Origin of the sequence: Staphylococcus canis, assembly GCF_016238445.1 — a bacterium.
GTDB classification, from domain to species: domain Bacteria; phylum Bacillota; class Bacilli; order Staphylococcales; family Staphylococcaceae; genus Staphylococcus; species Staphylococcus canis.
In genome coordinates this window covers 45394-71274 of the sequence record NZ_JABANU010000011.1, presented here as the reverse complement: position 1 = coordinate 71274, position 25881 = coordinate 45394, and the positions used below count along the sequence as shown (strand labels likewise).

Genomic DNA, 25881 nt, shown 5'->3' with positions numbered 1-25881 from the left:
TATATCAATTACTATAATAACGTAAGAAGAAAAGTAAATTTAAAAGGCAAGACTCCTGTTGAATACAGAAATCTTGCCTTAGGAAAATAGCTTAATCAAAAAGTTCAACTTTTTGGGTTCACTACAATTCTTAAGTGTCCTTTTCTTATTCTCAAGTGTCTCTTCTATATACTTTCTTCTTTAAATACTTTATCTAAACAAAGGAAAAATTTAATAGATAGAAAAATAATAATAAATATAGATATTTACTAGATAAAGAATTCTCTAAAGATTCTCTAAGTTTTAGAGACTCGTTTTGAATAAATAGTAAACATTTATATAGATTTATATCCGAATAAGCTATATAAGCGCTTAAAACATAAATGATAGCCAAATAAATATTTTTTGATTTCGCATCGTAATTTTTTAGCAAAACCAGTAATTATTTTTAGAAACTTTTCAATTACATACAAAACTAAAGCTTTACATCATCCTCTTTAAAAATGACTCTTTCTCAATCTCTAAAATTTAATTTAAACTAAAAATAGATACTCCTAGTGTTCTTTTTTGAATTATCTTGTCCTTTAAATTTCAATAAATGTCTAAATATCCTATTGGTACGTAGTATCCACCATGAGCATAAGGGGAAACCAGTACCACCTTTAGGGGTATTCAGCATAACTGAAAGGTTCTCCTTATCATGCACGACGTTCTTTTGCTCTTGTAAGCCTTGATATAATAACTTTCATTAGCTTTTTCTCTAAAGTTTTAGAAAGAATATCAAAACTTACTGTCTATATTATAGTTTATAGGCATAAATATCTCTCCTTAATTTGTTTGTGGGTTACTTACAATTATAGAGATATTTGTGCCGTTTTTTATATTAAAAACTAAAAAGTAACGGCTAGTGAATATTTCATCAACCATTAAAAGTATAGAGTCTTTTTTAATTTTAAAACAAAAAGCAGTGTTATTAGTGTTCTATTTTCATTAACAACATGATCACAATGGTATCAATAATATTTACAAAATATATAAAAACTTAACATTTAGAAAAAAACATTAATTTTAACTCTTTAAAAGAATTAAGTTCATAATAGTGTAAAATTTAATTTTAATATATGAATTAGTTATGATACGTTGTCTTTAAGTTAGATTCTTAAAAAATCTTTAGGAGTGAATAGAAAATGGGCAAAAAAATCATGGCAATTGTACTAGGTATATTAACACTGATTACAGCGTGGAGCACTATAAAGATGATAACAGCAATAGCTCATATCGAAAAAGGAACAGAAATCAGCTATGCTCCAATTCCTGTACAAGTTCAAGATCCTAATTTAGCTGTAGTATTAGTATCTTCTTTGATATATGCATGTATTACAATTGTTCTAGCACTCATCACAATAAAATTAATGAAAAAGAAGAATTAGAAATAATTTAGGTTATCATTTTTATAAACAAAGGAGGAAATAGCTTGAACGTTATCCAAACGAAGCATCTACATAAACAGTTTGGGAATTTTGAAGCTGTAAAGGGGCTAGACTTGGAAATTCCAGAAGGCGTGATTTGTGGATTTTTGGGCCCAAATGGATCAGGAAAAACAACGACGATTCGTATGTTGTTGGGGTTATCTCAACCAACTGAAGGTGAGATTTTTATATTTGAACAATCACTTAAACAACATAAAGTCGAAATATTAAGTCAAGTTGGTGCTTTAGTGGACTCACCTTCGTTTTATGATCATTTAACAGGTTATGAAAATCTTAAAATGATGCAGCTCATCCATCAAAATTCATCTGAGCGCATTGAAGAGGTATTAGAGATTGTTGAGCTTACATATGCAAAAGATAAAAAAGTCAGCGATTATTCTTTAGGGATGAAACAACGTTTAGGTATTGCGATTGCTTTAATGAATCATCCTAAATTAATTTTATTAGATGAACCGACAAATGGGTTAGATCCCGATGGCATTAAGAAAATGAGACAATTGTTACTCAAATTAGCTAAAGAAGATGGCATTAGCATTGTAGTTTCAAGTCATAATTTATTTGAGATTGAACAAATGTGTAGTTATGTCTGTTTAATTAATAAAGGTCAGTTGCTCTATCAAGGTGATATTAAATATTTACATGAACAGTATCATAATCATAGTGTTTACTTTAAAACAGATGATAATGATCGAGTGCTAACTGTATTATCTGAATATCATCCTCGTATTGAAGCGGATGATGTTGTTATTCAGGTAGCGTACGAAGAGATTCCGAAAATAAACGAATTGTTAGTTACTCAAAATATCGGTGTGTTTAATATTCATCAAAACGAATCGTCTTTAGAAGATATCTTTTTAAAGTTAACTCGAGAAGAAAGTGATGCGTTAGAATGAAGCAAATCATACAAGCGGAAATGTATAAATTGTCTACTAAGTGGTTACTAATTTCGATGATAGTTGTAGCTATTGTCAGTGAAGTGATAGCGTGTGGTCTTTATTTTTATAATATGCATTTTTCAGGGGTGGAGGTATCCGCTAATATTTATTTAGGGTATGCGATTGCATTTTATACGCCTACATTATTAGTGTTTATTGGTATTTTAACTGCACAACTTGTATCAGTTGAATATGAAAATAATATGTGGTCTGTCTTATTAGTTAGTGAACGTGATAGGGTTCAATTATTTAATGCAAAGTTTTTGGTATTAACAATATTGACAGTCTTATGTACGCTAGTTTTTGCGATTATTCATCTTATTGCAAGTTTACTAGTGACTCAATCAATACCGAATCTTTTTGAACATATTTACATTATCTGTGCTTTTATTATTGGAATTTTAGGGATGGTTACGATTCAATTTGCGTTAGCGTTCATTATTGAGAATAAAGTATATATCATAGGAATAGGTATTGTATTTGCCGTGTTGAATTTAATGATGACATCTGATGCTATGCCGTTTAAAATTACTGAGCATATTACGAATGTTAAGCAACTCATCGAATATAAAGAAGTCTTAATATTTAATATAACATTTTGGGTGTATGCGATTTACAGTATGATTATATGTCTAGTTGTGTATGGTTTAGCACGCTTTTATTTTAAGCGAAAGGATTTATAATTATGATGAATTTAAAAAGTCAGCTGATTAAACTCAAACATACAATGATTATACCGATATTATTCATAGTGCCAATTGTATTAGTGTCATTATTTGGATTTTTAGCTTTTTATAGTCAACAAATGGAATATTCAGTATTTCGTGTAACATCCTTACAATTATTTCTTCAACTCGGTTTTCCTTTAACTATGACTGTGGTTATCGGACTATGTTTTCGTATGGAACGTAGAAATAAAGCTTTTCAAAATACAATTATCTATTTTAAAAACTTTTGGACCTATTACATCTCACAATTTATATTTTATGTCTTTTTAGGTTGGTTAATGATTACAATCGGCTATCTTCTACAAACGATTTACTATGCTGTATTAGTCCATCAAGAAAGTATGTGGAGTTTAAATTGGATAGCAGTTTATGTGGAATTACTCATTGTTGTGTTACCTATGATCAGTTTTATCTATATGATTAATTATTTATTTCAAGGATTCGTCTTACCTTCATTGGTGAGTTTAGTATTGATTTTCGGTGGCCTATTTGTAGGTGTATTAGGTACTATTGTGAGCTACTTTTACTTTTATGCTTATCCAATATTTACGCTATATAATGGTTATGATAAATGGATACTTATGATTTTATCTATAATACTAACAGCGTTATTCTTATGGATAGGTTATAAAATATTACTAAAGCACATGGAAAGAGGTAAACTATAAATGCCTAATTACACTAGAGTGCAATTCATGTCGCATAATCAAGTAGTGAAGAGAAAAAACACCCTTTAAAGCTAGGAGAGAGCAGGCTTTAAAGGGTGTTATATTATTGTGGTACAATCGCAAAACTTCTAACGGGAAAGCCAGGAGCGTTGTCTGGTTTTGGGCTAATATTATAAATAATTGCACCACGAGAGGGCAGTTGGTCTAAATTGGTTAACAGTTCAATTTGATAACGATTTTGACCTAAAATATAACGTTCACCAACGATATCACCGTTTTTAGCGATATCAATCGATGCGTCTGTGTCGAAGGTTTCATGTCCAATGGCTGTAACGTGACGTTCTTCGACAAGAAATTGTATCGCATCTAAGGACCAGCCTGGTAAATGTTGTTGGCTGTTGTGGTCTTTATTTTCAAATGCTTCATGATCAGGCCATCGTTTTGACCAATCACTACGAAAGGCAACAAAGGTATTGGCTTCGATTGTGCCGTGTTGTGCTTCCCATTCAATGAGGTGTGCTCGTGTTAAGATAAAATCTGAGTTTTGGGCAACTTCTTGAGAGAAATCAAGCACGATTAAAGGTAACACAAGTTCTTTTAATTCGAGTTCATGTAGGTAACGTTCGTTTTTTACAAAATGTATTGGGGCATCGATATGTGTACCATATTGTGTAACAAATGACCATTCTTGAACGAAAAAACCATCTTTTTCAACTGTAAAGGGGGTTTTGACTTGCGCCCCTTCGAATGCACTAAAATGTGGGGAGTGTGCATTGAAGGTATGCGTCAAGTCGACCCAGCGTAATTGCTTGAATGAAGTGAGTTGATTCCATAATGGATAGGTCATAGCGATACCTTACCCAATAGGTTGTGTCGATTTAGTTTGATTTTGGCGTAGTTTTTGAGCGCTGTCGACCAATACTTTTAATGCTGCTTTCACTTCATCTTCTTTACGTGTTTTTAAGCCGCAATCTGGATTTACCCAGAAGAGTGAACGATCAATTTGTTGTAATGCACGTTCAATTGCTGTTGTAATTTCGTCTTCTGTTGGAATGCGTGGACTATGAATATCGTATACACCAAGTCCGATACCTAAGTCGTAATCAATATCTTCAAAGTCTTTGATTAAATCACCATGGCTTCGTGATGTTTCGATTGAAATGACATCGGCATCAAGGTCATGAATGGCATGGATGATTTGACCAAATTGAGAATAGCACATATGTGTATGAATTTGCGTATGGTCAGACACAGAGGATGTCGCTAATTTGAAACTGTGTACGGCCTTTTCAAGATAAGATGCGTGGTACTCTTGACGTAATGGCAATCCTTCACGCAATGCAGGTTCGTCAACTTGTATCACTTTAATGCCTGCTTTTTCGAGTGCGAGTACTTCTTCATTAATCGCTAATGCAATTTGGTCTTGTACAGTTGAACGTGGAATATCGACACGTTCGAATGACCAGTTTAAGATTGTGACTGGACCTGTAAGCATACCTTTAACAGGTTTGTCCGTTAAACTTTGTGCGTATACAGTTTCGTCAACTGTTAACGGTGCTGTCCATTTAACATCGCCGTAAATGATTGGTGGCTTAACTGCACGTGAACCGTATGACTGTACCCAACCAAATTTTGTTACTAAGAAACCTTGAAGTTTTTCACCAAAGAATTCGACCATGTCGTTACGTTCGAATTCACCATGTACAAAGACATCTAAGCCGATTTCTTCTTGTATTTCAATCCAACGTTTAATCTCGTTTTTTAAGAATGTTTGATATGCTTCATCTGAAATACGGTTGTTTTTCCAATCTGCACGTTGTTTACGCACTTCTGATGATTGTGGGAAAGAGCCGATCGTTGTTGTTGGTAAATCTGGTAAATTTAAACGACGTTGTTGCAACACTCTGCGATCTGAGAATTTTGAGGCACGTTGTGAACGTACACTGTCAAAGTCGTATTCTAAATTTTTAAAGTCTTGATTTTGGAAACGTGTGTATTGTGTTTTGAATGTATCGAATTTTGATGTCTCATTATCATTAATAGCACGTTTCAATGCATCAAGCTCTTCTAATTTTTCTGTCGCAAAACTTAAACCATCACGAATAGTATCGTCTAATGATTCATCATCTAATGAAACAGGCACATGTAAGAGTGATGATGATGGATTAATATATAAATCATCAGAATATTGTGATAATTTTTCGATTAGTGCTTTTTTCGATTCTATATCAGCTGCCCAAACATTACGACCGTCAATAATACCTGCAAAGAGTGTTTTAGATGTATCGAAGTCGCCATTTTCAATTTGTTGCAAGTTATAGCCATTATCATGAACAAAATCTAAACCTACACCTTTAATAGGAAGGTGGCTTAAGAATTTTACATTTGCACGTTCGAAGTAAGTTTGAATGATTAACTTATCGGCAACTTCAGCCCCTGCAAATGCTTCATAAGCTTCACGTGTGATATCTTCCAACTCAGCACCTTTGTCTGTGACTAAAATTGGTTCGTCGACTTGGATAATGTCAGCCCCTGCTTGTATGAGTGATTCAAAGACTTCAATATATAATGGAAGTAACGTGCGCACTTTTTCTTCGAAGGATTGGTGGCCTCCTTTTGACAGTGCTACAAATGTGATAGGTCCTACGATGACAGGATGTGCATTGACATGTAAAGATTTTGCATAGTTAAAGCGTTCAAGTAAGGTGTTTTTCTCGACTTTTGGTGTTACATTATCCCATTCTGGAACGATATAATGATAATTTGTATTAAACCATTTAATTAGTGCACTTGCGACATGTTCTTTATTACCACGTGCAATATCAAATAATAAATCATCATCGACGTCACGGCCTTGGAAGCGTTCAGGAATAATATTGAACAGTAATGATGTATCTAAAATATGATCATATAGTGAAAAGTCTCCTACTGGTACGCTGTCTAGACCGTAATTTTTTTGAAGTAATAAATTTTCACGGTGTAAGCATTGAAGCGTTTCGTTTAAATCTTCTTTAGAAATCTTATTATTCCAGTAACCTTCGATTGCTTTTTTCCATTCACGTTTACGTCCTAATCTTGGGAATCCTAAATTTGTTGTTTTAATTGTCATAATATAACCTCCTGATTATTTTGAGTAATTGATTTTGAATATGCTGCTAGTTCTAATGAGTAATCCACACGTTCAAACGGTGTGATGAGATATAGTCCGTTAAAATATTGATGGACGGTGTCAATTAATGACTTACATAAGGAAACGCTTAGCGCATATGTTGCTTCCTTATCACCGTCTACTGCTTTGAATTGTGCTAAAACATCATCTGACATCTTGATGCCGGGCACTTCATTGTGTAAAAATTGAGCGTTTTTATAACTTGTAATCGGCATAATACCTATAAAAATAGGTGTATCGAGATGTCGTGTTGCTTCATAAATTTCAATAATTTTTTCTTTGCTGAATACAGGTTGTGTAATGAAATAATGCATGCCGCTGTCAATTTTTGTTTCCATCTTTCTTACGGCCGCTTTAATATTACGGACATGAGGATCGAATCCACCAGCGATGTTAAATTGGGTATGTACTTTTAGCGCATCACCATCTGTATTGATCCCTTGATTGAATTTCAATGCTAGTTCTGTTAAACCTTTTGAATTAACATCATAAACATTAGTTGCACCAGGTAAATGACCGATTTTAGAAGGGTCACCTGTAATCGCTAATATTTCATGTACACCGAGTAGTGAAAGTCCGAGTAGATGCGATTGTAAGCCGATAAGGTTACGGTCTCGACATGTAATGTGAACGAGCGGCTCAATATCGAATTGCTGTTTGATTAAACTGGCCGCTGCAATATTTGAAATACGAACTGTAGCTAATGAGTTGTCTGCCAATGTGACCGCGTCGATTTTCGCATCATTTAACGCTTTTACATTTTCGAAAAAACGTTCAGTATCTAAATGCTTCGGTGTGTCGAGTTCTACAATGATTGTAGGTTGTTTGCGTGCACGTTCTGCTAGATTAAGTGACCGTATTGTTTTTGATGTTTTCTCACGTTTTTTATGAATTGGAACCACTTTTTTATCTTTGATAGGATTAAGGCCCTGAATTGCACTTTTAATTTTGCGTATATGTTCAGGTGTCGTGCCACAACAGCCTCCAATCAAACGTACGCCTTCATTAATGAGTTCTTCTGCAGTGTCTCCAAAATAGGATGCATTTTCATTGTATTTAAAGTGATTGCGATCGATATCTAAAAGGCTAGCATTTGGGTAGCATGATAAGTACGCATGCTTCGGTATTTCGATATGGCTAAAGGTGTTTTTCATATGATGTGGGCCATGATGGCAATTAAGTCCGACAATATCTGCGCCAGCTTCAATGACTTGTGATAAAGCGTCATTGATTACGGTTCCATCAACTAAGTAATTTGTATTTGAAGCGGTAAGTTGCGCAATAATCGGAATATCATATTTTTTTCGTGCTAATGTGACGGATCCGAGTAATTCTTGTAAATCGTAATAAGTTTCGAATAATAGTGCGTCTACACCTGAGTTGACAAGTGTGTCAATTTGAATTTCGGTATGGTATTGAATGGCAGATAATGAAAGCTCACCTTGTTGAACGCCTCTAAAACCGCCAACTGTGCCGAAAATAAATGTATCTTCACGAGCTGCGCGTTTTGCGATCGCAACAGCTGCTTCATGGATAGCTTTTACTTTATGTTCAAGACCAAACGGTTTCAGTTTTTCAAAGTTTGCGCCATACGTATTGGTTTGGATAATATTTGCGCCAGCTTCAATATAGGATTTATGAATTTGTTCTACTTTATCTGGATGTGTAAGATTGTAGCTTTCAGGACAAATGTCTAATCCTTCTGAATAAAGAATAGTTCCCATTGCACCGTCAGCCACTAGAACGTTGTGCTTCAATGTTTCTAATAGTCGGCTCATCATATACCTCCTTTAGTGCACGGTCTAAATCGGCAATAAGTTCATCAACATTTTCTAATCCGACACTTAATCGGAATAAGCCGAATGTGATACCGCGTGCTTCACGAATATGTTGTGGAATGGCCGCATGTGACATTGTATTTGGATGAGATAATATTGTTTCGACGCCTCCTAAACTGACTGAAACAAGTGGTAGAGTGAGTGCGTCAACAAATTGTTGTGCAAGGTGCTCTTGTTTTAATCGAAAACCTAATACAGCGCCGCCATTTTCTGCTTGATTCAGGTGCACTGTATTGTTTCCAGGATAATACACATCTTGAATGGCAGGATGTGTTTCGAGATAGTGACTGATTGTTTGTGCACTTTCGACAGATTGTTGGAAGCGAACCGCTAATGTTTTGAGATGTTGTGTGAGTGTCCAACTGTCATAAACAGACAATCCCGTACCAGCACCATTTTGAATCAAATAAATCGACTCTGCTAACGTTTCATCATTAGTAATTACAGCGCCTGCGATTAAGTCACTATGACCACTTAAAAACTTAGTAGCACTATGAATGACGACATCAGCACCAAGATCGAGTGGATGTTGTCCTAAAGGCGTCATAAAAGTATTATCTACAGCAACTTTTAAATGATGTCGATGTGCAATCTCTACAGCTTCACGAATGTTCGTAATTTTAAACAATGGATTGGATGGTGTTTCAAGATAAATCAGTTTTGTGTTAGGCTGGATAGCTGCTTCGATATTCCGTGTATCTTCTGCATTAACAGTAGTGAAATGGATATCAAATTTAGATAAAATCTGTTCAGTTAAGCGGAATGTACCGCCGTATACATCGTCAGGTAGAATGACGTGATCTCCAGCTTTTAGTGTTAGGAAAACAGCGGTAATTGCAGCGATACCAGAGTTAAATGCAAAGCCATATTTACCATTTTCAAGTTGTGCAAGTTTAGTTTCTAACGTTTCGCGATTAGGATTACCACTTCTCGCATAATCATATTCTGTAGTAGCACCTAGAGTATTTTGATGATAAGTTGATGCGTAGTAGAGTGGTTGATTCGCACATTGATATGTTGTTCCACGATTTTGGTCATGTATCAATTGGGTTTGTCGGCTGAAACTCATTGAATCACTCCTTCTCTAGATTTGTGTAATGCTTGTATTAAGTCGCTTTCGATATCTTCATAAGCTTCAACACCGATGGATAAGCGAACGAGATGTTCATCGATGCCACGACTTTCCTTTTCATGGTCAGGCATATCGACGTGCGTTTGTGTATAAGGGAAGGTAATTAATGTTTCCGTACCTCCCAAACTTTCAGCGAAGCGACAAATATCAGTATGTCGTAATAATTTGTCCACATTGATGTCTGTTTTTAACCTTAAACTCAACATGCCTGTTTGACCGCTATAAAGTACTTCTTCAATGCCGTCTAAGGTTCGACATTTTTCAGCAAGACGACGTGCATTCTCTTGAGCGCGCTCGATGCGTAAGTGTAAAGTCTTAAGGCCCCGTTGTAGCAAATAACTATCAAAAGGGGACAGTGTAGCGCCAATCATGTTGTGTAATAGTTCAAACTTTTGAACGAGGTCTGGATCTTTGACAGTTACTACACCTGCTAAGACGTCATTATGACCACCGATATATTTTGTTGCTGAATGTAAAACAATATCTGCACCATGTTTAAGTGGTGTTGAAAGATAAGGTGTTAAAAATGTATTATCTATAATGGTTAAGAAACCATGTTCTTTTGCTAATGTGTAATAAGGTTCTAAGTCAATTTCAATCATTAACGGATTTGAAATGGGTTCAATGAATAATGCTTTGGTTTGTGGGGAAATCGCATTGATGACTTCTTCATAATTTTCAAAATGGACGTATTTGAAATGAATATTGTATTGTTCTTCGTAGTATTGAAATAATCGGAACGTCCCGCCGTACAAATCGTATGAAACAAGAATTTCGTCTTTAGGTTTAAATAAACTACAGACAAGTTGAATACTCGCCATACCACTTGCGGTTGCGAATGAGGCTTGACCACCTTCAAGTTTTGAAAAGGCCACCTCGAAATGACTGCGCGTTGGATTTTTAGTACGTGTATAATCAAAACCAGTTGACTGACCTAATCCTGCGTGTTGGAAAGCCGTAGATAAATAGATTGGATTGGCGATAGCGCCAGTTTGGTCTTCTGTGATTCCAATTTGTGCAAGTTCTGTATCTTTCATGTGACAACCTCCTCTTTTAGTAAACTAAAGCAAAAAAAGCTTTCGTCCTGTAAACCCGATAGAATAATCAGATTTAAAGGACGAAAGCTTTTCGTGGTACCACCTTAATTCGCTGTTTTATCGCTAAAACAACCTCTTCCAGTACGGCAAAATGTTTAACACGTATGGCGAGTATGTGTATATGGCGGGGTATATACATTGGAATTCCAGTACGGCATTAAACAAAATGTTTATACTGTATCGCGATAACGGGCGAACCCGGTGACACCTCATATTGGCATCAACACTCCAAGGCCATTTTCAAACTTTCTTTCAATATCTCCTCTCAGCAAACGAAGATTCTCTGTAAAAGCAGTGTAAGTTCTACTTTCCTTTTTATAGTGTGTAAAATATTGTGTTTCGATTTGATAAGTCACACTTTACACGATAGAGGAAAATAAGTCAACACTTTTATCAGAAAATTTTGATTAGGTACAAATTTTAGATTTCTAAAAAGCGGTGAAAGTCTTGTATATCAAGGGTTCTATCAGTAAAATAGAGTAGTGAAAATCTTTTCGGAGGTGTCATGATGGCAGAAATAAAAGATAATGGAAAACATGAGGATGTGACATTTGTTGAAATAGATCAAATTCGTCCCAATCCATATCAACCGCGAAAAGATTTTGAGATGCATAAACTGAATGAACTTTCACAATCGATTGCACAACATGGTGTACTTCAGCCAATTATCATAACGCCTTCAATTCGTGGCTATTATATTGTAGCTGGGGAGCGGCGCTATCGTGCAAGTCAACAAGCTGGTCTAACTCAAATTCCCGCAATCGTTAAATCATTTACAGACGTTGAAATGCGTGAAATTGCCATTATTGAAAATTTACAACGTGAAAATTTAAACGCAATTGAAGAAGCAGAAAGTTATAAAGCATTGATGACGCACTTGAATTTGACACAACAAGAAGTAGCCGAACGTCTTGGGAAGTCTAGACCTTATATTGCAAATATGTTACGTGTATTAAAGTTACCTCAAAAGATTAGAGAAATGATTCAAAAAGGCATATTATCAAGTGGTCATGGCCGTACGTTACTCGCATTAAAATCAGAAGAACGCATGTTACAGTATGCAGATTTAGCCGTCCGGGAGTCTTGGAGTGTACGTCAGTTAGAACAAAAAGTACAAGCTGCCACACAGACCCCTTCTAAATCCAAACCAAAAAATAAGACTCAATCTGTTGCCAAACCTAAACTTATTCGTCATCATGAACAACAGTTAAGTCAACACTATGATACAGCTGTACATATTTCGTTGGATAAACAAGTCGGACATGTTACATTTGAGTTTCATTCAGAAGCAGACTACCGTCGACTCATTCAAATATTACAAAAAAACATACTAGAATAGGAAAGGAAGTAAATCGTTTATATGAATCAACTTGAAGCAATATTGAAAGGCATGGTTCAACCATTTTTAGAACCAGAAACATATTCAAATTTATTGACGAAACTCGTCATAGTACTCATTTATGTGGTTGTAGCCTTTATTGTAATCCGCATCTTAAATAAAGTTATTGAACAATTTTTTAAAGTAAATAGTAAGACAGCTAAATCTAGCAAATATAAATCTTCTAACCGTGCAAAACGTTCGAAAACATTAATTGCGCTTGTACAAAATGTCGTAGGTTATATTGTATGGTTCATTACACTTACAACAGTATTAAGTAAGTTTGGTATTAGTGTTGAAAGTATTTTAGCCGGTGCTGGAGTTGTTGGTTTAGCGATTGGTTTTGGTGCTCAAACATTAGTAAAAGACGTTATTGCTGGATTTTTCATTATTTTTGAGAACACTTTCGATATCGGAGACTATGTTGGCATTAAAAACAACAGTGCACCAATTGCTGAAGGGACAATTCAATCCATTGGTTTACGTTCAACGCGTATTCTGTCAATGACTGGCGAATTATGTACAATTCCAAATGGTACAATGAGTGAAGTTACGAATTTTTCAGTCACAAATGGGGTTGCGATTATTGATATTCCAATCTCAATTAATGAAGATTTAGATTCAGTCGAACAAAAAATGGAAACATTCTTAAAAGTGATACCGGAGAGATACGAGTTGTTTACAGCAGTACCTGAAGTATGGGGTGTCAACGAAATTAATAGCTATCAAGCAACGATGCGTATCGCAGGTGAAACTTTACCAGGTGAACACTTTACAGGAGCACGTATTTTACGACGTGAATTAAAAGCATTTTTAGATGAAGAAGGAATTGAAACACCTACACCAGCTTTAGTTCAAATGTATCAACAAAGTACAGACCAATAGAGGTGATATCTGTGTCTTCAAAATATGAATTAAATGATATAGTAGAAATGAAGAAACAACATGCATGTGGCACAAATCGGTTTCGCATCATTCGCATGGGTGCTGATATACGAATTAAATGTGAGCACTGTCAAAGAAGTATCATGATGCCACGCGCAGAATTTAATAAAAAGTTGAAACGTGTGATTGAAAAAGCAAATACAGATGAGAAGGAGAATGAATAATGGCCTTAACAGCAGGTATTGTAGGATTACCAAACGTAGGGAAGTCTACATTATTTAACGCAATTACAAAAGCAGGAGCACTTGCAGCAAACTATCCATTCGCAACAATTGATCCGAACGTAGGTATCGTAGAAGTGCCGGATACACGTCTTTTAAAATTAGAAGAAATTGTACAACCGAAGAAAACAGTACCTACAACATTTGAATTTACAGATATTGCAGGTATTGTTAAAGGGGCTTCAAAAGGTGAAGGCCTTGGTAATAAATTCTTATCACATATCCGTGAAGTTGACGCAATATGTCAAGTGGTAAGAGCGTTTGACGATGAGAATGTCACACACGTAGCAGGTCGTGTTAATCCGATTGAAGATATTGAAGTTATTAATATGGAGCTTGTACTTGCGGACTTAGAATCTGTAGAAAAACGTTTACCACGTCTTGAAAAAATGGCAAAACAAAAAGATAAAACTGCAGTTAATGAAGTTCGTATTTTAACAAAAATTAAAGAAGCACTTGAAAATGGTCAACCTGTACGCAGTTTAGAGTTTAACGAGGAAGATCAAAAATACGTTAATCAAGCACAATTATTAACATCAAAATCTATGCTTTACATCGCAAACGTCGGTGAAGATGAAATTAATGATGAAGATAACGACAAAGTTAAAGCGATTCGTGAATATGCCGCACAAGAAGATTCAGATGTTATTGTGATCAGTGCCAAAATCGAAGAAGAAATCGCAACACTTGATGATGAAGATAAAGAAATGTTCCTTGAAGAACTAGGCATTGAAGAACCAGGACTTAACCGTTTAATTCGTACAACATATGAACTTTTAGGACTTGCAACATACTTTACAGCAGGTGTTCAAGAAGTTCGTGCATGGACATTTAAAAAAGGTATGACAGCTCCACAATGTGCAGGTATCATTCATACAGACTTCGAACGTGGTTTTATCCGTGCTGAAGTGACAAGTTATGAAGATTTTGTTGAAAACGGTGGAGAACAAGGCGCAAAAGAAGTAGGTAAAATGCGCTTAGAAGGAAAAGACTATATCATGCAAGACGGAGACGTCGTGCATTTTAGATTTAACGTTTAATTTCATATCAATAATATATAAAGGTTAAAGGTTGAACTTAAAATTCGGACACTTATCGCAAACTAAGCAATACGTGTCCGAATTCGATAATGTTCAATCTTTAACCTTGTTTTTGTTTGGCTTCAATTGTAATAGAACGTCCAGCACGTGGTGTGAAAATAAGCATAGCTAGTGAAACAATTAGTAAAATTGATAATGAAGCTAACCAAGTGCCTGTGACGTCATGTAATACACCGAATAACAATGGTCCTGTTGCGGCAAATAAGTAACCTACAGATTGAGACATACCTGATAGTTTGGCAGCTGTAATAGGTTGCTCTGTTTTTAAACTAAAGAACGTATTCACAAGACCGAAAGAAATTCCATTTGTAATACCTAAAATTAAGATTCCAATAAGAGCAGCTCTTGGGAAAAAGGTAATAATCACAATGCCAACAACGAAAAAGAGACATGTTATGATGGTGAGTAGCACTTGTGAACGCATTTTTGTTGCCCAAATTGGTGTGACAAATGTTAATGGAATAATAGCCAATTGTAAAATAGATAAATAGACACCAGCAGTATCTAATGATACGCCATAATCTGCGAGATACGCAGGTAACCAGTTGATTAATGCATAGAAGATTAAAGATTGGCTTCCCATTAATAGTGTAATTCTCCATGCGATGGGTGATTTCCAAACATTGACACCATCTGAGTGTGAGGTATGTTGAATTTTCTCGTTATTTTTAAGTTGGAATACCCAAACAAATAATGTGACTAATGTTACCACACCAATGCTACCTAACGCAATTTGGTAGTTAAAACTTTTCACTAAAGGTGCTGAAATATAAGAAGATAAGCTTCCGAAAACGTTCATCACCACTGTATAATATCCTGTCATAATACCGAGTCTCATCGGAAAGTTCGACTTAATTACTGCAGGTGTTAAAACGTTACCGAAAGCAATACCAACACCAATTAAAATCGTTCCCACATATAATAAAGAAACATTAGGGATTGAACGAATAGCGACCCCGAGTAATATCAAAATAAGAGCATAAAAAATCGTTTTCTCAAGGCCTAAACGCTCACCTGTACGTGAGGCTAATAGGGAAATGACAGAAAACGCTAGCAACGGTATAATTGTGATAACACTGACAGACACGTTTGATAATGACAACGCATCTTTAATACTTGGTAGGGCTACACCGACAGAAGTTAGCGGTGCTCTTAAGTTGGCGCCGACTAAGACTATGCCGAAAAATAATAGCCAATTCATACGATTTTGAGATCTTAAATCATTCTGTCTCATAAACTTTTATCTCCAATCTATACTAAAATGTTGAGTCATAATTTTATATGGTACATTATGTTCGTTATAATGTAAAATAGGAGGGCTTATTGTGTTTAATATTCATTCGACAATTGCAACGAATCTTTCAAGTTATCGACTTGAAACGAATCTCAGCTTAGATGATGTATCTAAAATGACAGGTGTAAGTAAAAATATGCTTGCTCAAATTGAAAAAGGTAATTCTAACCCAACAATTAATACACTATCTAAAATTGCGAACGGTTTACATATTCCTTTATCACAACTTGTTACATATAGTATGGATGCAGTAACGCAAGTACATCCTGATGATATCACCGCAATTTATAATAAAGATCAAACAGTTGTAGTGTATCCATATTTTCCATATAACCCAGAAACACATTTTGAAATGTTTAATATGACCATTGCGCCTCATAGTCAAATGGTATCTGAAGGGCATTTTAAAGGGTCTGAAGAATACATTATTGTGACGCGAGGTCAAATTAATATGGAAATGAATAATCAGATTTATACTGTAAAAGCCAATCATGCGATTCATTTTGTTTCAGATATACCGCATACTTATCATAATCCTACAGACCAAGAAGCTTCACTTATTGCGACAATTCAATACAAATCTTCATAGTTAAATGTTATAAACGAATCGGAATGCTTTAAAGAGTGTTCCGTTTTTTTGTGCATATAGAACATTAATAATCATCTCTTTTGGGCTTCAATATAAATTTTTAAAATTGTTGAAAAAATTATCATAAAAGTGCTATAAATTTTGAGTTTAGTCAAATATAATAATAAAGATAAGTAAGATGGAAAGGAGAACAAATGATGTCATACAAGTGGTTATCAACTATTTTCTTTGTAATGTCAGTATTGATTTTGTTCAAAGCACTTTATCAACTTTATGTCTATGATAATAGTGCATTTGGAAGTATTAATACGTATGTTGGTGGAGATGCTTACAATTATATTATTAATGCGAATCGTGCAACAGCGTACTTTACGATTTCAGGATTTCTCATGATTGGGGGATTACTAACTGAAATCATGTATCTAATTGAATACGGAAAGGGAGAATATCGTTCGATAATGACGATATTTCGAAAAAAGCGTGAAGTACAGTATGAGAATTATCAATATAATGTAAAAAATTATAATCCTACTGCATATTCACAAACAGTAATGTACGATAATAAGGTGGACAAGGAGATAAAATCATGAGAGTAGTAAAAGGGATATTTATTGGTTAAGGTGTATTAATGCTGTTGTTGATTATGGTGATTACAGTCCTTATTTTGATACCTGATAATGATTCCAAGTCAAAAGATGGACAATCTTATTCTACGAACGAGGAGGTAACTCCTGAAAGTTTAGAAAAACAATTAGACGCACAAGAAGTTGTAATTCAAGATGCTTACTTTACAGTGCAACATCCAGAATATAAATCACTATATCCAGATTTGATTCAAACAGTTGTTCAAAACAATTCATCAGATGACATTAAGAAGATTGTAATTGGTGTAGTAGCTTGGGACAATAATGGACTACCTATTTCAATTCCAGTCCAATATAGTTTTGGTAAAGAGGGAACTTTTGAAATGGTAAAAGATGAGAAAGCTAATATTATTTCAGGTGGTACATACGGTTCAGATATGGGCATTGAATTAGACAAAGATCATAATGTTCACGCATTTAAAACGATTATTGTAGAATATGAAGATTATGACGGAAATACATGGCATACTCCTGAATTATATCATTTCAAATCCGTTTATGAAGATAAAAGACTTAAAGATATTCCAAACGCAGAATCTTATGTTAATTTTGTAGAGTGATTAATTACGACAAAATAATTACGGTAAAATTGATGGAATAATGATTGTAAAAAGTAAAGGACTATGATACAATCTTTGAATGTGAGTAATGAAAATTATTCCTTGGGAGGATTTGATATTGTGTCAAGCACATGTCATAAACCTCTCCGTTTAGACCACAAGGAGGTGCAAATATACAATGAGAACATATGAAGTAATGTACATCGTGCGTCCAAACATTGAAGAAGACGCTCGTAAAGCAGTAGTTGAACGTTTTAACGGAATTTTAGCTTCTGAAGGTTCTGAAGTATTGGAAACTAAGGACTGGGGTAAACGTCGCTTAGCTTACGAAATTGAAGACTTTACAGATGGTTACTACAACATCGTACGTATTCAATCAGATAACAATAAAGCTACTGACGAATTCCAACGTTTAGCTAAAATCAATGACGACATCATTCGTTACATTGTTGTCCGTGAAGACGAAGACAAGTAATAGAATAAAATGGGGGCGTGAATATTGATTAATAGAGTTGTATTAGTAGGTCGATTGACAAAAGATCCAGAATACAGAACGACTCCCTCAGGCGTTAGTGTAGCGACTTTTACCTTAGCGGTTAATCGTACGTTTACGAATGCGCAAGGGGAACGTGAAGCGGACTTCATTAACTGTGTTGTTTTCCGTAAACAAGCAGAAAATGTAAGTAACTTCTTATTTAAAGGTAGTCTCGCTGGCGTTGATGGTCGCTTACAATCACGCAGTTATGAAAATCAAGAAGGCCGACGTATATTCGTCACTGAAGTTGTATGTGATAGTGTTCAATTCCTTGAACCAAAATCACAAAACCAACGCCATGCCAATAACAGTGGAAATGATTTCCAAAGTTATGGACAAGGTTTTGGTGGACAACAACAAGGCCAAAACGCGTCATATCAAAATAACAATCAATCCGCTAATAACGATAACCCATTTGCGAATGCGAATGGCCCAATTGATATTAGTGACGATGATTTACCATTCTAGAAGTAAAATAATAAATTTTTAAAGTAAAGGAGGCACAAATCATGGCAGGTGGACCAAGAAGAGGCGGTCGTCGTCGTAAAAAAGTGTGTTACTTCACAGCGAACGGTATTACACACATCGACTATAAAGACACTGAATTATTAAAACGTTTCATCTCAGAACGCGGTAAGATTTTACCACGTCGTGTAACAGGTACTTCAGCTAAATATCAACGTATGTTGACTACAGCAATCAAACGTGCTCGTCACATGGCTTTATTACCATTCGTTAAAGATGAAGCTTAATAACGTGATTAACCCCGTACATTAGGAGTGTACGGGGTTTTTTGGCGTTCGTAATAAGTCGAGTTAGTGATATTTAATCTTTAAAATGATATAAGCATGTGCTTTTACTCATCTGCTTCGTTTTTTAATTTGGTGATATATTCATTTAAAGTTTTTTGATCTTCTTCTGAAAAAGATGGGAATTGTGGATTAATAGATTTAAGAACTTCAATCATTACGGAAGAGACGATTGCTCTTGAGTACCATGGATTATCAGCCGGTAGTACATACCATGGCGCATAGTCAGTAGCTGTGTGCGTAAGCATATCTTCAAATACATCTTGATACGTATCCCAATGTTCACGTTCCTCGACATCATTAAATGAAAATTCCCAGTGTTTTTCAGGGTTTTCCATTCTTTCTAATAAGCGCTCTTTTTGAGTGGATTTCGACATATTAAAGAAAAACTTAATGACGTGGAATCCATTCTCAACTAAATATTGTTCATGTTCACGGATATGACGATGACGCATTTTCCAAATATTTTCATCATCTATCGCGTTGTGTTCAGTATCATCAAGTAAATCATGCACACGTGTAACTATCACTTCTTCATAGTATGATCGGTTAAGTAAACTAAACTCACCACGTGCTGGTAAGTCTTGATATAAACGCCACATAAAGTCATGTTTTGCCTCTTCTTCACTTGGTTTACCAAAAGAAGCAGTGTTTAATCCTTGTGCGTTAAGATTTGAAAATATATAACTGATAGCTTCATCTTTACCTGCAGCGTCCATTGCTTGAAGCACAACGACAACACCTTTTTTCTCTTCCGCAAATAGTTTTAAGTGTAGTGTTTTAAGTTCTTCTACTAATTCAGGAATAACCTCATTTTGAATTGTCGTTTCATCTATGTCAATATCTTTATAGTAAGGGTAATCGTTAAAGTGAAAAGCTTCTTGGCCTGTATATTTGAATTCATTTAAATTTATTTTCATTATTGCCTCCTTTTAACTCATAAACTATGAGTTTCTAAAACATACCCATACTCAATTGAAATAAATCCTCATTTTGAGGAATTTTTAAAATTTTTGTTTAGCATTTGTAGTATAAAAAGGTTAAGTCATTACGAACAAGTAGAAATTTTGGGTGGATAATGTATTATTTACTGTATTATGTTCGTAATACTTAACCTTAATTTGTGATTTTAGACATCCGTCAGTCTTAATCTTCTGTTACAGCTTCCATATTTATCGAAAATACTTACTTCTACTTAATGTAAACTTATATTTAAAATAATTTACATTTGTAGTATAATATCTCTGTTATATTACTAATATAGGAGGGACTAGGATGGATATCGCAGCTCGAATTTTAGAAGGTGAAGCACTTACATCGAAAGAAGCATATCATCTGTTTACAGATAATACTGTTGATACTATGGATCTTGTAAACGAAGCTTATCAGTTACGGAAACATTATTACGGCCACAAAGTAAAATTAAATATGATTTTAAATGCGAAAAGTGGAATTTGTCCTGAAGATTGTGGTTATTGCGGTCAATCACGTGAAATGAAAGAAAAGCAACGTTATGCGCTCATTCCAGAAAATCAAATTACAGAAGGGGCAAAAGTTGCTGCTGAGAATAATATTGGTACTTATTGTATTGTCATGAGTGGTAGAGGGCCTAGTGATAAAGAGGTGGATCATATTACAGCGTCTGTTGAACGTATTAAAGCTGAACATCCGCAGCTTAAAATATGTGCATGTCTTGGATTAGCAAATGATGAACAAGCAGAGCGTCTAAAAAAAGCAGGCGTAGATCGATACAATCATAACCTAAATACGAGTGAAAATTATCATGAAGAAGTGGTAACAACACATACATATCAAGACCGTGTAGATACGATTGAAACGATGAAAGCACACAATATCTCACCATGTTCTGGTGTGATTTGCGGAATGGGTGAAACAGATCAAGATATTGTGGATATGGCGTTTGCGTTAAAATCGATTGATGCTGATAGTATTCCAGTGAACTTTTTACACCCTATAAAAGGAACTAAATTTGGTGATATGGATCAACTCACACCAATGCGTTGCTTAAGAATTTTAGCGTTGTTCCGTTTAGTCAATCCAAGTAAGGAAATACGCATTGCTGGTGGACGTGAGGTAAATCTTCGCTCATTACAAGCGACTGCACTAATGGTCGCAAATTCTATTTTTGTGGGAGACTATTTGATTACAGGTGGTCAGCCGAACAAAATGGATTATGATATGATTCAAGATATGGGGTATGAGATTGATTATGTTGATGAACCTACAACGGTTTAACATCATAATATAAAATGCACTTTACATTCCGAATGGGATGTGAGGTGCGTTTTTATTTAAAAATTCATAGCTTAAGGCCTTAGCATGATAATATGACCATGATAAATGTGCTACAATAACTAAAATGAGTTCGACATCAAAGGAAGTGAAACAATGTATAAAAAGTTATTAGTGAGTAGTGCGATGATATCTGCATTGATTTATGGACAAATTGCAAATAGCTATGCAGCTAGTGAATTCAAACCAAAAGAAGAGATATTTTTACAAGGGGCAGATTTGAATCCTCAACAACTTGAAGAGACCAAACAAAAATTGGGTGTAGGTCAGAATGTGACAACGTATACTGTAAATAGTACAGATGTCGTGCGTTATACAGGCACTGAGTATGATTATATTCATTCAAGTGCAGTCATAAAACCTAAACGATTTACAAGCGGTGTAGATGTGGAAATTGAAACACCTGAAACGATTACACGAATTACACAGGCACAATACACTAATGCTGCGATTACTGCAGGTATACAAGATGCTGTCATTAAAATCGCCTCTATTGACCCTGTGTCTGGAGAGGGCGCATTAACTGGTATTTACAAAGCGTATGAAGCGCAAGGCCATACCTTAAATGAAGGTGACATTCAAAATGCCCATCAAGAAATGAATGAATTAGCACAAATCAGTGAAAATCATCAAGGACAAGCGGCTTTTTCAGATGAGGCGTTAAATGAAGCTATTGCAGATATGAAGAGTCAAATTGCTGAAGCTAAGTCATCTGAACAACAAATTAACCAAGTGACCATTAATCAAATTGTGATACAAACATTGAACGCTAAAGGATTGAATCGAATTTTAAGTGATAATGAAATTGCGATCATTCAAAATATGATGATGGAAGTTGCGCAGTCTAACGTAATGAATCAGAATCCTGAGGCGTATCAAAAACAAGCGAAAGACTTGATGAAGCAAATTCAAAGTCAAGCTGGCGACAAATTAGATGATTTGAAACAACTCGATACAGAAGAAAATCGCAACGCATTACAAAAATTATGGGATGCGATTGTCGCGTTGTTTACAAAACTATGGCACTGGCTTACTTCATTTTTATAAATTTGTGTAGAATATGTAAAAAAGTTGGGATATCATTCATCGGTTTAGATACCGATTTGAAATATCCCAACTTTTCATCATTTATTTTAATTACGGATAAGGTAGTCAAATGCTGATAATGCAGCAGTTGCACCTGAACCCATTGAAATAATAATTTGTTTATAACGTTGGTCAGAACAGTCACCAGCAGCAAAAACGCCTGGTACATTTGTGCGACCTAAACGATCGATTTCGATTTCGCCCATTTTATTACGTTGAACTGTATCGCCTAACCATTCTGTATTAGGAGATAGTCCGATTTGAACGAAAATACCATCTAAATCTAGGTGTCTTACTTCATCACAAGTTGTGTCTGTGTATGCGAGACCGTTAACGCGGTCGTCACCTTTAATTTCAGATGTCGCAGCGTTCTTGATGATTGTCGCATTTGGTAATGATTTAAGACGCTCTTGTAATACTTGATCGGCTTTCATTTCTGAACCGTATTCAAGTAATGTAACGTGTTTACAAATACCTGCAAGATCAATCGCAGCCTCAGCACCTGAGTTACCGCCACCTACAACAGCAACATTTTTGTCTTCGAATAGAGGGCCGTCACAGTGCGGGCAGTATGCGACACCTTTATTTGAAAGTTCTTCTTCGCCAGGAACACCAAGTTGTCTCCAACGTGCACCTGTTGCGATGATTAATGATTTTGTTTTAAGTGTTGCACCGTTATCTAGAACGATTTCTTTCACTTCGTCTGTTGTACGAAGTTCTTCAGCACGTACACCTTTCATGATATCGATAGGATAATCGTTAAGGTGTTGTTCTAAATTACTTGATAATGCAGGGCCATTTGTTTTTGTCACACCAATATAGTTTTCGATATCGGCAGTGTCATTCACTTGACCACCAATGCGATCAGCAACAAGGCCTGTACGTAATCCTTTACGTGCAGCGTAAACTGCTGAACTTACACTTGCAGGGCCGCCGCCAATAACAAGGACATCAAATGTCTCTTTACCTTCGAACTCAGAAGCATCTGGACCTTGTCCGAGTTCGTTTAAAATATCAGTAATTGTCATACGACCACTACCAAATTGCTCTCCATTTAAGAAAAGCGCAGGTACAGCCATAATGTCTTCTGATTCTTCTTTAAATACAGCACCATCAACCATTGTATGAGTGATATTAGGGTTGATTACACTCATTAAGTTAATTGCTTGTACTACGTCTGGACATTTTTGACATGTCAAACTAACAAAAGTCTCAAAATTTAAAGGTCTATCGATTGATTTGATTTGGTCAATTACAGATTGTTCTTCTTTTGGTGCACGACCACTTACTTGAAGTAATGCAAGCACAAAAGAATTGAATTCATGACCAAGAGGGACACCAGCAAAAGTGATGCCAGTGTCCTCTCCAGGTCTATTCACACTAAAACTAGGTGTGCGTTTTAATTGAGCTTTTTCTACTGTAATACGAGGTGACATGTCCGCTACTTCATTCACAAGTTCTTCCATTTTTTGTGATTGTTCATCGGAACCTGTACTCAATTTGAATACAACGTCACCTTCCATCAAATCAAGAAATTGAGACAATTGTTTCTTTAATTCTTGATCTAACATTTAGAAAAGCCTCCCTTAAATTTTACCTACTAAATCTAAACCAGGTGTTAAAGTGTCTCCGCCTTCTTCCCATTTAGCAGGGCAAACTTCGCCTGGGTTTTGACGTACGTATTGAGCCGCTTTGATTTTGTGAACAAGTGTGCTAGCGTCACGGCCAATACCGTCTGCGTTGATTTCAGCTGCTTGAACAACACCATCTGGGTCAACGATGAAAGTACCACGTTGAGCTAAACCAGCTTCTTCGTTTAATACATCGAAGTTACGAGTGATTGTTTGTGATGGGTCACCAATCATTGTGTACTCAATTGAGCTGATAGCATCTGAATGGTCGTGCCAAGCTTTGTGTACAAAGTGTGTATCTGTTGAAACAGAGTAAACGTTAACGCCTAACTCTTGTAATTTTTCGTAGTGGTTTTGAACATCTTCTAACTCTGTAGGACATACAAATGAGAAATCTGCAGGGTAGAATACTACAACGCTCCAGTTACCTTTTAAATCTTCTTGAGTTACCTCAATAAACTCATCTGTTTTAGCGTTATAAGCTTGTGCTGTGAAATCTTCTATTTGTTTACCAATTAAAGACATAATGGATATCCTCCTAGTAATATATTCATTATTATTAGATTAGAATAATAAAAAAGGCTAATTTGTTATTATTCCTTATTAATAATAATTCTAATCTCGATATTTATTATGACATGGATTGTCGGAAACGTCAAATGATATTTGAATAAATTGGAAAAGGAATTAAAAATCCCGGTATAATGGGGATTTGTTAAAAATCAATCAATATCAACGTTACCGATTACCACAAAATCATAATATCATTTATCATTTTATTTTCTCAATTAAAACCGTTTATTCAACAATAAAAACGTCATATTAAACGATAGACACTGCTTGATGAGAATGTAAAGAGCATTTGATATCAATGAAGTGTCTAGATGTATTATACACTTATTAGATAAAAAGTAATCATCCCAGCTAAATGTACTAGGATGATTATAAAAATATTATTATTCGAATGTGACTGACACTGTACCGACGTTTGAATATTCTACAGAGAACGTACCGCGTTCTGCTTTAATTGGTGGAATAAATGTTCCAGAAGAGATAATGTCTCCTTTTTTTAATGATTTTTGGTGTGATACAAGTTTTTGAGCGAGCCATTGTACAGCCTTTACAGGGTGACCAAGTACTTCAGTGGCTTTTCCAGTTTTTTGAACTTCGCCATTAAATGTTAGGGTCATTTCAACGTCTTTAAGCGTGTCATAGTCTAATTGTGGGATTGTTTCACCTAAAACGACACCACCAGTTGCGGTATTATCCGCTAAAATATCGCCAAGGGTGAAGTTCGGGAACCAATCGATGTATCTAGCATCAGGCACTTCAATGGCCGGTGCAAGTTGGGTATGATTTAAAATATCAGCTTCAGTAGGATTTTCAGGTAAATCTTCCGTCACGATGAAAGCCAGTTCAGGTTCGATGAGTGGCGCAAAGAATTGATCTAACTTTAGCGTGTCTCCTGATTGATAAAATGAAGTCTCAAAAAGCGTACCATATGCAGGCTCATGAGTATTTGCGTAGGCTTGTGTTTCCTCACTTGTCATACTGACTTTATATCCTTTAACGGAAGCTTTGTAGAAGTCTTGTAATTGCTTAACCAAAAGATTTTGAATTGCATACCCTTTATGTTCATCGATATCTTCTGATGGATTTAGGAATGGAATAGGCTCCTTCGTTTCATAAGCTTTAAAGATTTTAGTGGCTAATTGTGATTCTTGTGTCATAACGATAACT

At 35.4% G+C, this 25881-nt stretch carries 27 protein-coding genes and 1 other annotated feature; of the genes, 17 read left to right on the top strand and 10 right to left on the bottom strand.

Annotated features, from left to right (window positions below):
• Window positions 1-3: 3 nt before the first annotated feature.
• The 5 genes from HHH54_RS11525 (at window position 4) to HHH54_RS05555 (ending at window position 3800) form a co-directional block, all read left to right on the top strand.
• Complete coding sequence (locus HHH54_RS11525) at window positions 4-90, top strand: IS3 family transposase (protein ID WP_432813794.1); 87 nt, start codon at window positions 4-6, stop codon at window positions 88-90.
• A 1076-nt stretch (window positions 91-1166) separates the two neighbouring features.
• Window positions 1167-1409, top strand: coding sequence for a hypothetical protein (locus HHH54_RS05570; protein WP_198617849.1), 243 nt, complete (start codon window positions 1167-1169; stop codon window positions 1407-1409).
• 44 nt (window positions 1410-1453) lie between these two features.
• On the top strand, window positions 1454-2362 hold the full coding sequence (locus HHH54_RS05565) for an ABC transporter ATP-binding protein (RefSeq protein ID WP_198617848.1): 909 nt from the start codon (window positions 1454-1456) through the stop codon (window positions 2360-2362).
• Window positions 2359-3087: an ABC transporter permease gene (locus tag HHH54_RS05560; RefSeq protein WP_198617847.1), complete on the top strand. Its 729-nt coding sequence runs from the start codon at window positions 2359-2361 to the stop codon at window positions 3085-3087. The genes HHH54_RS05565 and HHH54_RS05560 overlap by 4 nt, the downstream gene beginning before the upstream one ends.
• Before the next feature lie 2 nt (window positions 3088-3089).
• Window positions 3090-3800 carry an ABC-2 family transporter permease gene (locus tag HHH54_RS05555; RefSeq protein ID WP_198617846.1) on the top strand — a complete coding sequence of 237 codons (711 nt, stop codon included), beginning with the start codon at window positions 3090-3092 and terminating at the stop codon, window positions 3798-3800.
• 103 nt (window positions 3801-3903) lie between these two features.
• On the opposite strand, the gene HHH54_RS05550 is transcribed toward HHH54_RS05555, so the two are convergent.
• Genes HHH54_RS05550 through HHH54_RS05530 form a run of 5 tightly spaced genes read right to left on the bottom strand, consistent with a single transcriptional unit; the run spans window position 3904 to window position 10976 of the window.
• Window positions 3904-4647, bottom strand: a complete 744-nt coding sequence (locus HHH54_RS05550) for a cyclase family protein (RefSeq protein WP_198617845.1) — start codon at window positions 4645-4647, stop codon at window positions 3904-3906.
• Between the two features lie 9 nt (window positions 4648-4656).
• Complete coding sequence (metE, locus tag HHH54_RS05545) at window positions 4657-6912, bottom strand: 5-methyltetrahydropteroyltriglutamate--homocysteine S-methyltransferase (RefSeq protein WP_198617854.1); 2256 nt, start codon at window positions 6910-6912, stop codon at window positions 4657-4659.
• Window positions 6906-8747, bottom strand: coding sequence for a bifunctional homocysteine S-methyltransferase/methylenetetrahydrofolate reductase (locus tag HHH54_RS05540; RefSeq protein WP_198617844.1), 1842 nt, complete (start codon window positions 8745-8747; stop codon window positions 6906-6908). The genes metE and HHH54_RS05540 overlap by 7 nt, the downstream gene beginning before the upstream one ends.
• Window positions 8701-9876, bottom strand: a complete 1176-nt coding sequence (gene metC, locus HHH54_RS05535; RefSeq protein ID WP_198617843.1) for a cystathionine beta-lyase MetC — start codon at window positions 9874-9876, stop codon at window positions 8701-8703. The genes HHH54_RS05540 and metC overlap by 47 nt, the downstream gene beginning before the upstream one ends.
• Window positions 9873-10976 carry a PLP-dependent transferase gene (locus tag HHH54_RS05530; protein ID WP_198617842.1) on the bottom strand — a complete coding sequence of 368 codons (1104 nt, stop codon included), beginning with the start codon at window positions 10974-10976 and terminating at the stop codon, window positions 9873-9875. Before HHH54_RS05530 ends, metC begins: the two co-directional genes overlap by 4 nt.
• 73 nt (window positions 10977-11049) lie before the next feature.
• Window positions 11050-11364: a binding site (T-box leader), on the bottom strand.
• 177 nt (window positions 11365-11541) lie between these two features.
• On the opposite strand from HHH54_RS05530, the gene HHH54_RS05525 reads away from it, so the two are divergent.
• Genes HHH54_RS05525 through ychF form a run of 4 tightly spaced genes read left to right on the top strand, consistent with a single transcriptional unit; the run spans window position 11542 to window position 14620 of the window.
• Window positions 11542-12375 carry a ParB/RepB/Spo0J family partition protein gene (locus HHH54_RS05525; RefSeq protein ID WP_198617841.1) on the top strand — a complete coding sequence of 278 codons (834 nt, stop codon included), beginning with the start codon at window positions 11542-11544 and terminating at the stop codon, window positions 12373-12375.
• A gap of 21 nt (window positions 12376-12396) precedes the next feature.
• On the top strand, window positions 12397-13299 hold the full coding sequence (locus HHH54_RS05520; RefSeq protein WP_198617840.1) for a mechanosensitive ion channel family protein: 903 nt from the start codon (window positions 12397-12399) through the stop codon (window positions 13297-13299).
• A gap of 11 nt (window positions 13300-13310) precedes the next feature.
• A complete protein-coding gene (locus HHH54_RS05515) occupies window positions 13311-13523 on the top strand; it encodes a DUF951 domain-containing protein (RefSeq protein ID WP_198617839.1) in 213 nt (70 codons plus the stop codon).
• The gene (ychF, locus tag HHH54_RS05510) at window positions 13523-14620 is read left to right on the top strand and encodes a redox-regulated ATPase YchF (RefSeq protein WP_198617838.1); all 1098 of its coding nucleotides are present in this window, start codon (window positions 13523-13525) and stop codon (window positions 14618-14620) included. Before HHH54_RS05515 ends, ychF begins: the two co-directional genes overlap by 1 nt.
• A 100-nt stretch (window positions 14621-14720) precedes the next feature.
• On the opposite strand, the gene HHH54_RS05505 is transcribed toward ychF, so the two are convergent.
• A complete protein-coding gene (locus HHH54_RS05505) occupies window positions 14721-15914 on the bottom strand; it encodes a CynX/NimT family MFS transporter (RefSeq protein WP_198617837.1) in 1194 nt (397 codons plus the stop codon).
• Between the two features lie 91 nt (window positions 15915-16005).
• Here HHH54_RS05505 and HHH54_RS05500 point away from each other — a divergent pair, with 91 nt between their 5' ends.
• From HHH54_RS05500 to rpsR, 6 genes are all read left to right on the top strand, one after another.
• Window positions 16006-16563 (top strand): helix-turn-helix domain-containing protein, encoded by a 558-nt coding sequence (locus tag HHH54_RS05500; protein ID WP_198617836.1) that lies wholly within the window; start codon window positions 16006-16008, stop codon window positions 16561-16563.
• 197 nt (window positions 16564-16760) lie between these two features.
• Entirely contained in the window at window positions 16761-17153 is a 393-nt protein-coding gene (locus HHH54_RS05495; protein WP_198617835.1) for a hypothetical protein, read from the top strand.
• 53 nt (window positions 17154-17206) lie between these two features.
• Window positions 17207-17767 carry a DUF5780 domain-containing protein gene (locus tag HHH54_RS05490; RefSeq protein ID WP_232796262.1) on the top strand — a complete coding sequence of 187 codons (561 nt, stop codon included), beginning with the start codon at window positions 17207-17209 and terminating at the stop codon, window positions 17765-17767.
• Window positions 17768-17945: 178 nt separating this feature from the next.
• On the top strand, window positions 17946-18242 hold the full coding sequence (gene rpsF / locus HHH54_RS05485) for a 30S ribosomal protein S6 (protein WP_198617833.1): 297 nt from the start codon (window positions 17946-17948) through the stop codon (window positions 18240-18242).
• Window positions 18243-18266: 24 nt separating this feature from the next.
• The gene (gene ssb / locus HHH54_RS05480) at window positions 18267-18770 is read left to right on the top strand and encodes a single-stranded DNA-binding protein (protein ID WP_198617832.1); all 504 of its coding nucleotides are present in this window, start codon (window positions 18267-18269) and stop codon (window positions 18768-18770) included.
• A 41-nt stretch (window positions 18771-18811) separates the two neighbouring features.
• Window positions 18812-19054, top strand: a complete 243-nt coding sequence (rpsR, locus tag HHH54_RS05475; RefSeq protein WP_014614919.1) for a 30S ribosomal protein S18 — start codon at window positions 18812-18814, stop codon at window positions 19052-19054.
• Between the two features lie 104 nt (window positions 19055-19158).
• On the opposite strand, the gene HHH54_RS05470 is transcribed toward rpsR, so the two are convergent.
• Window positions 19159-20031: a PPK2 family polyphosphate kinase gene (locus HHH54_RS05470; RefSeq protein WP_198617831.1), complete on the bottom strand. Its 873-nt coding sequence runs from the start codon at window positions 20029-20031 to the stop codon at window positions 19159-19161.
• A gap of 355 nt (window positions 20032-20386) precedes the next feature.
• Between HHH54_RS05470 and bioB the strand changes: the two genes are divergently transcribed.
• Complete coding sequence (gene bioB, locus HHH54_RS05465; RefSeq protein ID WP_198617830.1) at window positions 20387-21367, top strand: biotin synthase BioB; 981 nt, start codon at window positions 20387-20389, stop codon at window positions 21365-21367.
• A 153-nt stretch (window positions 21368-21520) separates the two neighbouring features.
• Window positions 21521-22471 carry a DUF1002 domain-containing protein gene (locus tag HHH54_RS05460; protein WP_198617829.1) on the top strand — a complete coding sequence of 317 codons (951 nt, stop codon included), beginning with the start codon at window positions 21521-21523 and terminating at the stop codon, window positions 22469-22471.
• A gap of 86 nt (window positions 22472-22557) precedes the next feature.
• Here the strand turns inward: HHH54_RS05460 and ahpF are convergent, their stop codons facing one another.
• The 3 genes from ahpF to HHH54_RS05445 form a co-directional block, all read right to left on the bottom strand.
• Window positions 22558-24081: an alkyl hydroperoxide reductase subunit F gene (ahpF, locus tag HHH54_RS05455; RefSeq protein ID WP_198617828.1), complete on the bottom strand. Its 1524-nt coding sequence runs from the start codon at window positions 24079-24081 to the stop codon at window positions 22558-22560.
• A 15-nt stretch (window positions 24082-24096) separates the two neighbouring features.
• Window positions 24097-24666, bottom strand: coding sequence for an alkyl hydroperoxide reductase subunit C (ahpC, locus tag HHH54_RS05450; RefSeq protein WP_198617827.1), 570 nt, complete (start codon window positions 24664-24666; stop codon window positions 24097-24099).
• Between the two features lie 431 nt (window positions 24667-25097).
• Window positions 25098-25871 carry a 2-keto-4-pentenoate hydratase gene (locus tag HHH54_RS05445; RefSeq protein ID WP_198617826.1) on the bottom strand — a complete coding sequence of 258 codons (774 nt, stop codon included), beginning with the start codon at window positions 25869-25871 and terminating at the stop codon, window positions 25098-25100.
• Window positions 25872-25881 lie beyond the last annotated feature (10 nt).

Excerpts from the sequence above, each read along its gene's own strand:
- HHH54_RS05490 (WP_232796262.1), top strand. The coding sequence starts at position 17,207 with ATGGTGATTACAGTCCTTATTTTGATACCTGATAATGATTCCAAGTCA.
- HHH54_RS05530 (WP_198617842.1), bottom strand. The coding sequence starts at position 10,976 with ATGAAAGATACAGAACTTGCACAAATTGGAATCACAGAAGACCAAACT.
- HHH54_RS05570 (WP_198617849.1), top strand. The coding sequence starts at position 1,167 with ATGGGCAAAAAAATCATGGCAATTGTACTAGGTATATTAACACTGATT.
- HHH54_RS05555 (WP_198617846.1), top strand. The coding sequence starts at position 3,090 with ATGATGAATTTAAAAAGTCAGCTGATTAAACTCAAACATACAATGATT.
- ahpC (WP_198617827.1), bottom strand. The coding sequence starts at position 24,666 with ATGTCTTTAATTGGTAAACAAATAGAAGATTTCACAGCACAAGCTTAT.
- rpsR (WP_014614919.1), top strand. The coding sequence starts at position 18,812 with ATGGCAGGTGGACCAAGAAGAGGCGGTCGTCGTCGTAAAAAAGTGTGT.
- HHH54_RS05550 (WP_198617845.1), bottom strand. The coding sequence starts at position 4,647 with ATGACCTATCCATTATGGAATCAACTCACTTCATTCAAGCAATTACGC.
- ahpF (WP_198617828.1), bottom strand. The coding sequence starts at position 24,081 with ATGTTAGATCAAGAATTAAAGAAACAATTGTCTCAATTTCTTGATTTG.
- rpsF (WP_198617833.1), top strand. The coding sequence starts at position 17,946 with ATGAGAACATATGAAGTAATGTACATCGTGCGTCCAAACATTGAAGAA.
- HHH54_RS05540 (WP_198617844.1), bottom strand. The coding sequence starts at position 8,747 with ATGAGCCGACTATTAGAAACATTGAAGCACAACGTTCTAGTGGCTGAC.
- metC (WP_198617843.1), bottom strand. The coding sequence starts at position 9,876 with ATGAGTTTCAGCCGACAAACCCAATTGATACATGACCAAAATCGTGGA.
- ychF (WP_198617838.1), top strand. The coding sequence starts at position 13,523 with ATGGCCTTAACAGCAGGTATTGTAGGATTACCAAACGTAGGGAAGTCT.
- HHH54_RS05520 (WP_198617840.1), top strand. The coding sequence starts at position 12,397 with ATGAATCAACTTGAAGCAATATTGAAAGGCATGGTTCAACCATTTTTA.
- HHH54_RS05505 (WP_198617837.1), bottom strand. The coding sequence starts at position 15,914 with ATGAGACAGAATGATTTAAGATCTCAAAATCGTATGAATTGGCTATTA.
- HHH54_RS05460 (WP_198617829.1), top strand. The coding sequence starts at position 21,521 with ATGTATAAAAAGTTATTAGTGAGTAGTGCGATGATATCTGCATTGATT.
- bioB (WP_198617830.1), top strand. The coding sequence starts at position 20,387 with ATGGATATCGCAGCTCGAATTTTAGAAGGTGAAGCACTTACATCGAAA.
- HHH54_RS05470 (WP_198617831.1), bottom strand. The coding sequence starts at position 20,031 with ATGAAAATAAATTTAAATGAATTCAAATATACAGGCCAAGAAGCTTTT.
- HHH54_RS05495 (WP_198617835.1), top strand. The coding sequence starts at position 16,761 with ATGTCATACAAGTGGTTATCAACTATTTTCTTTGTAATGTCAGTATTG.
- HHH54_RS05525 (WP_198617841.1), top strand. The coding sequence starts at position 11,542 with ATGATGGCAGAAATAAAAGATAATGGAAAACATGAGGATGTGACATTT.
- HHH54_RS05560 (WP_198617847.1), top strand. The coding sequence starts at position 2,359 with ATGAAGCAAATCATACAAGCGGAAATGTATAAATTGTCTACTAAGTGG.
- HHH54_RS05445 (WP_198617826.1), bottom strand. The coding sequence starts at position 25,871 with ATGACACAAGAATCACAATTAGCCACTAAAATCTTTAAAGCTTATGAA.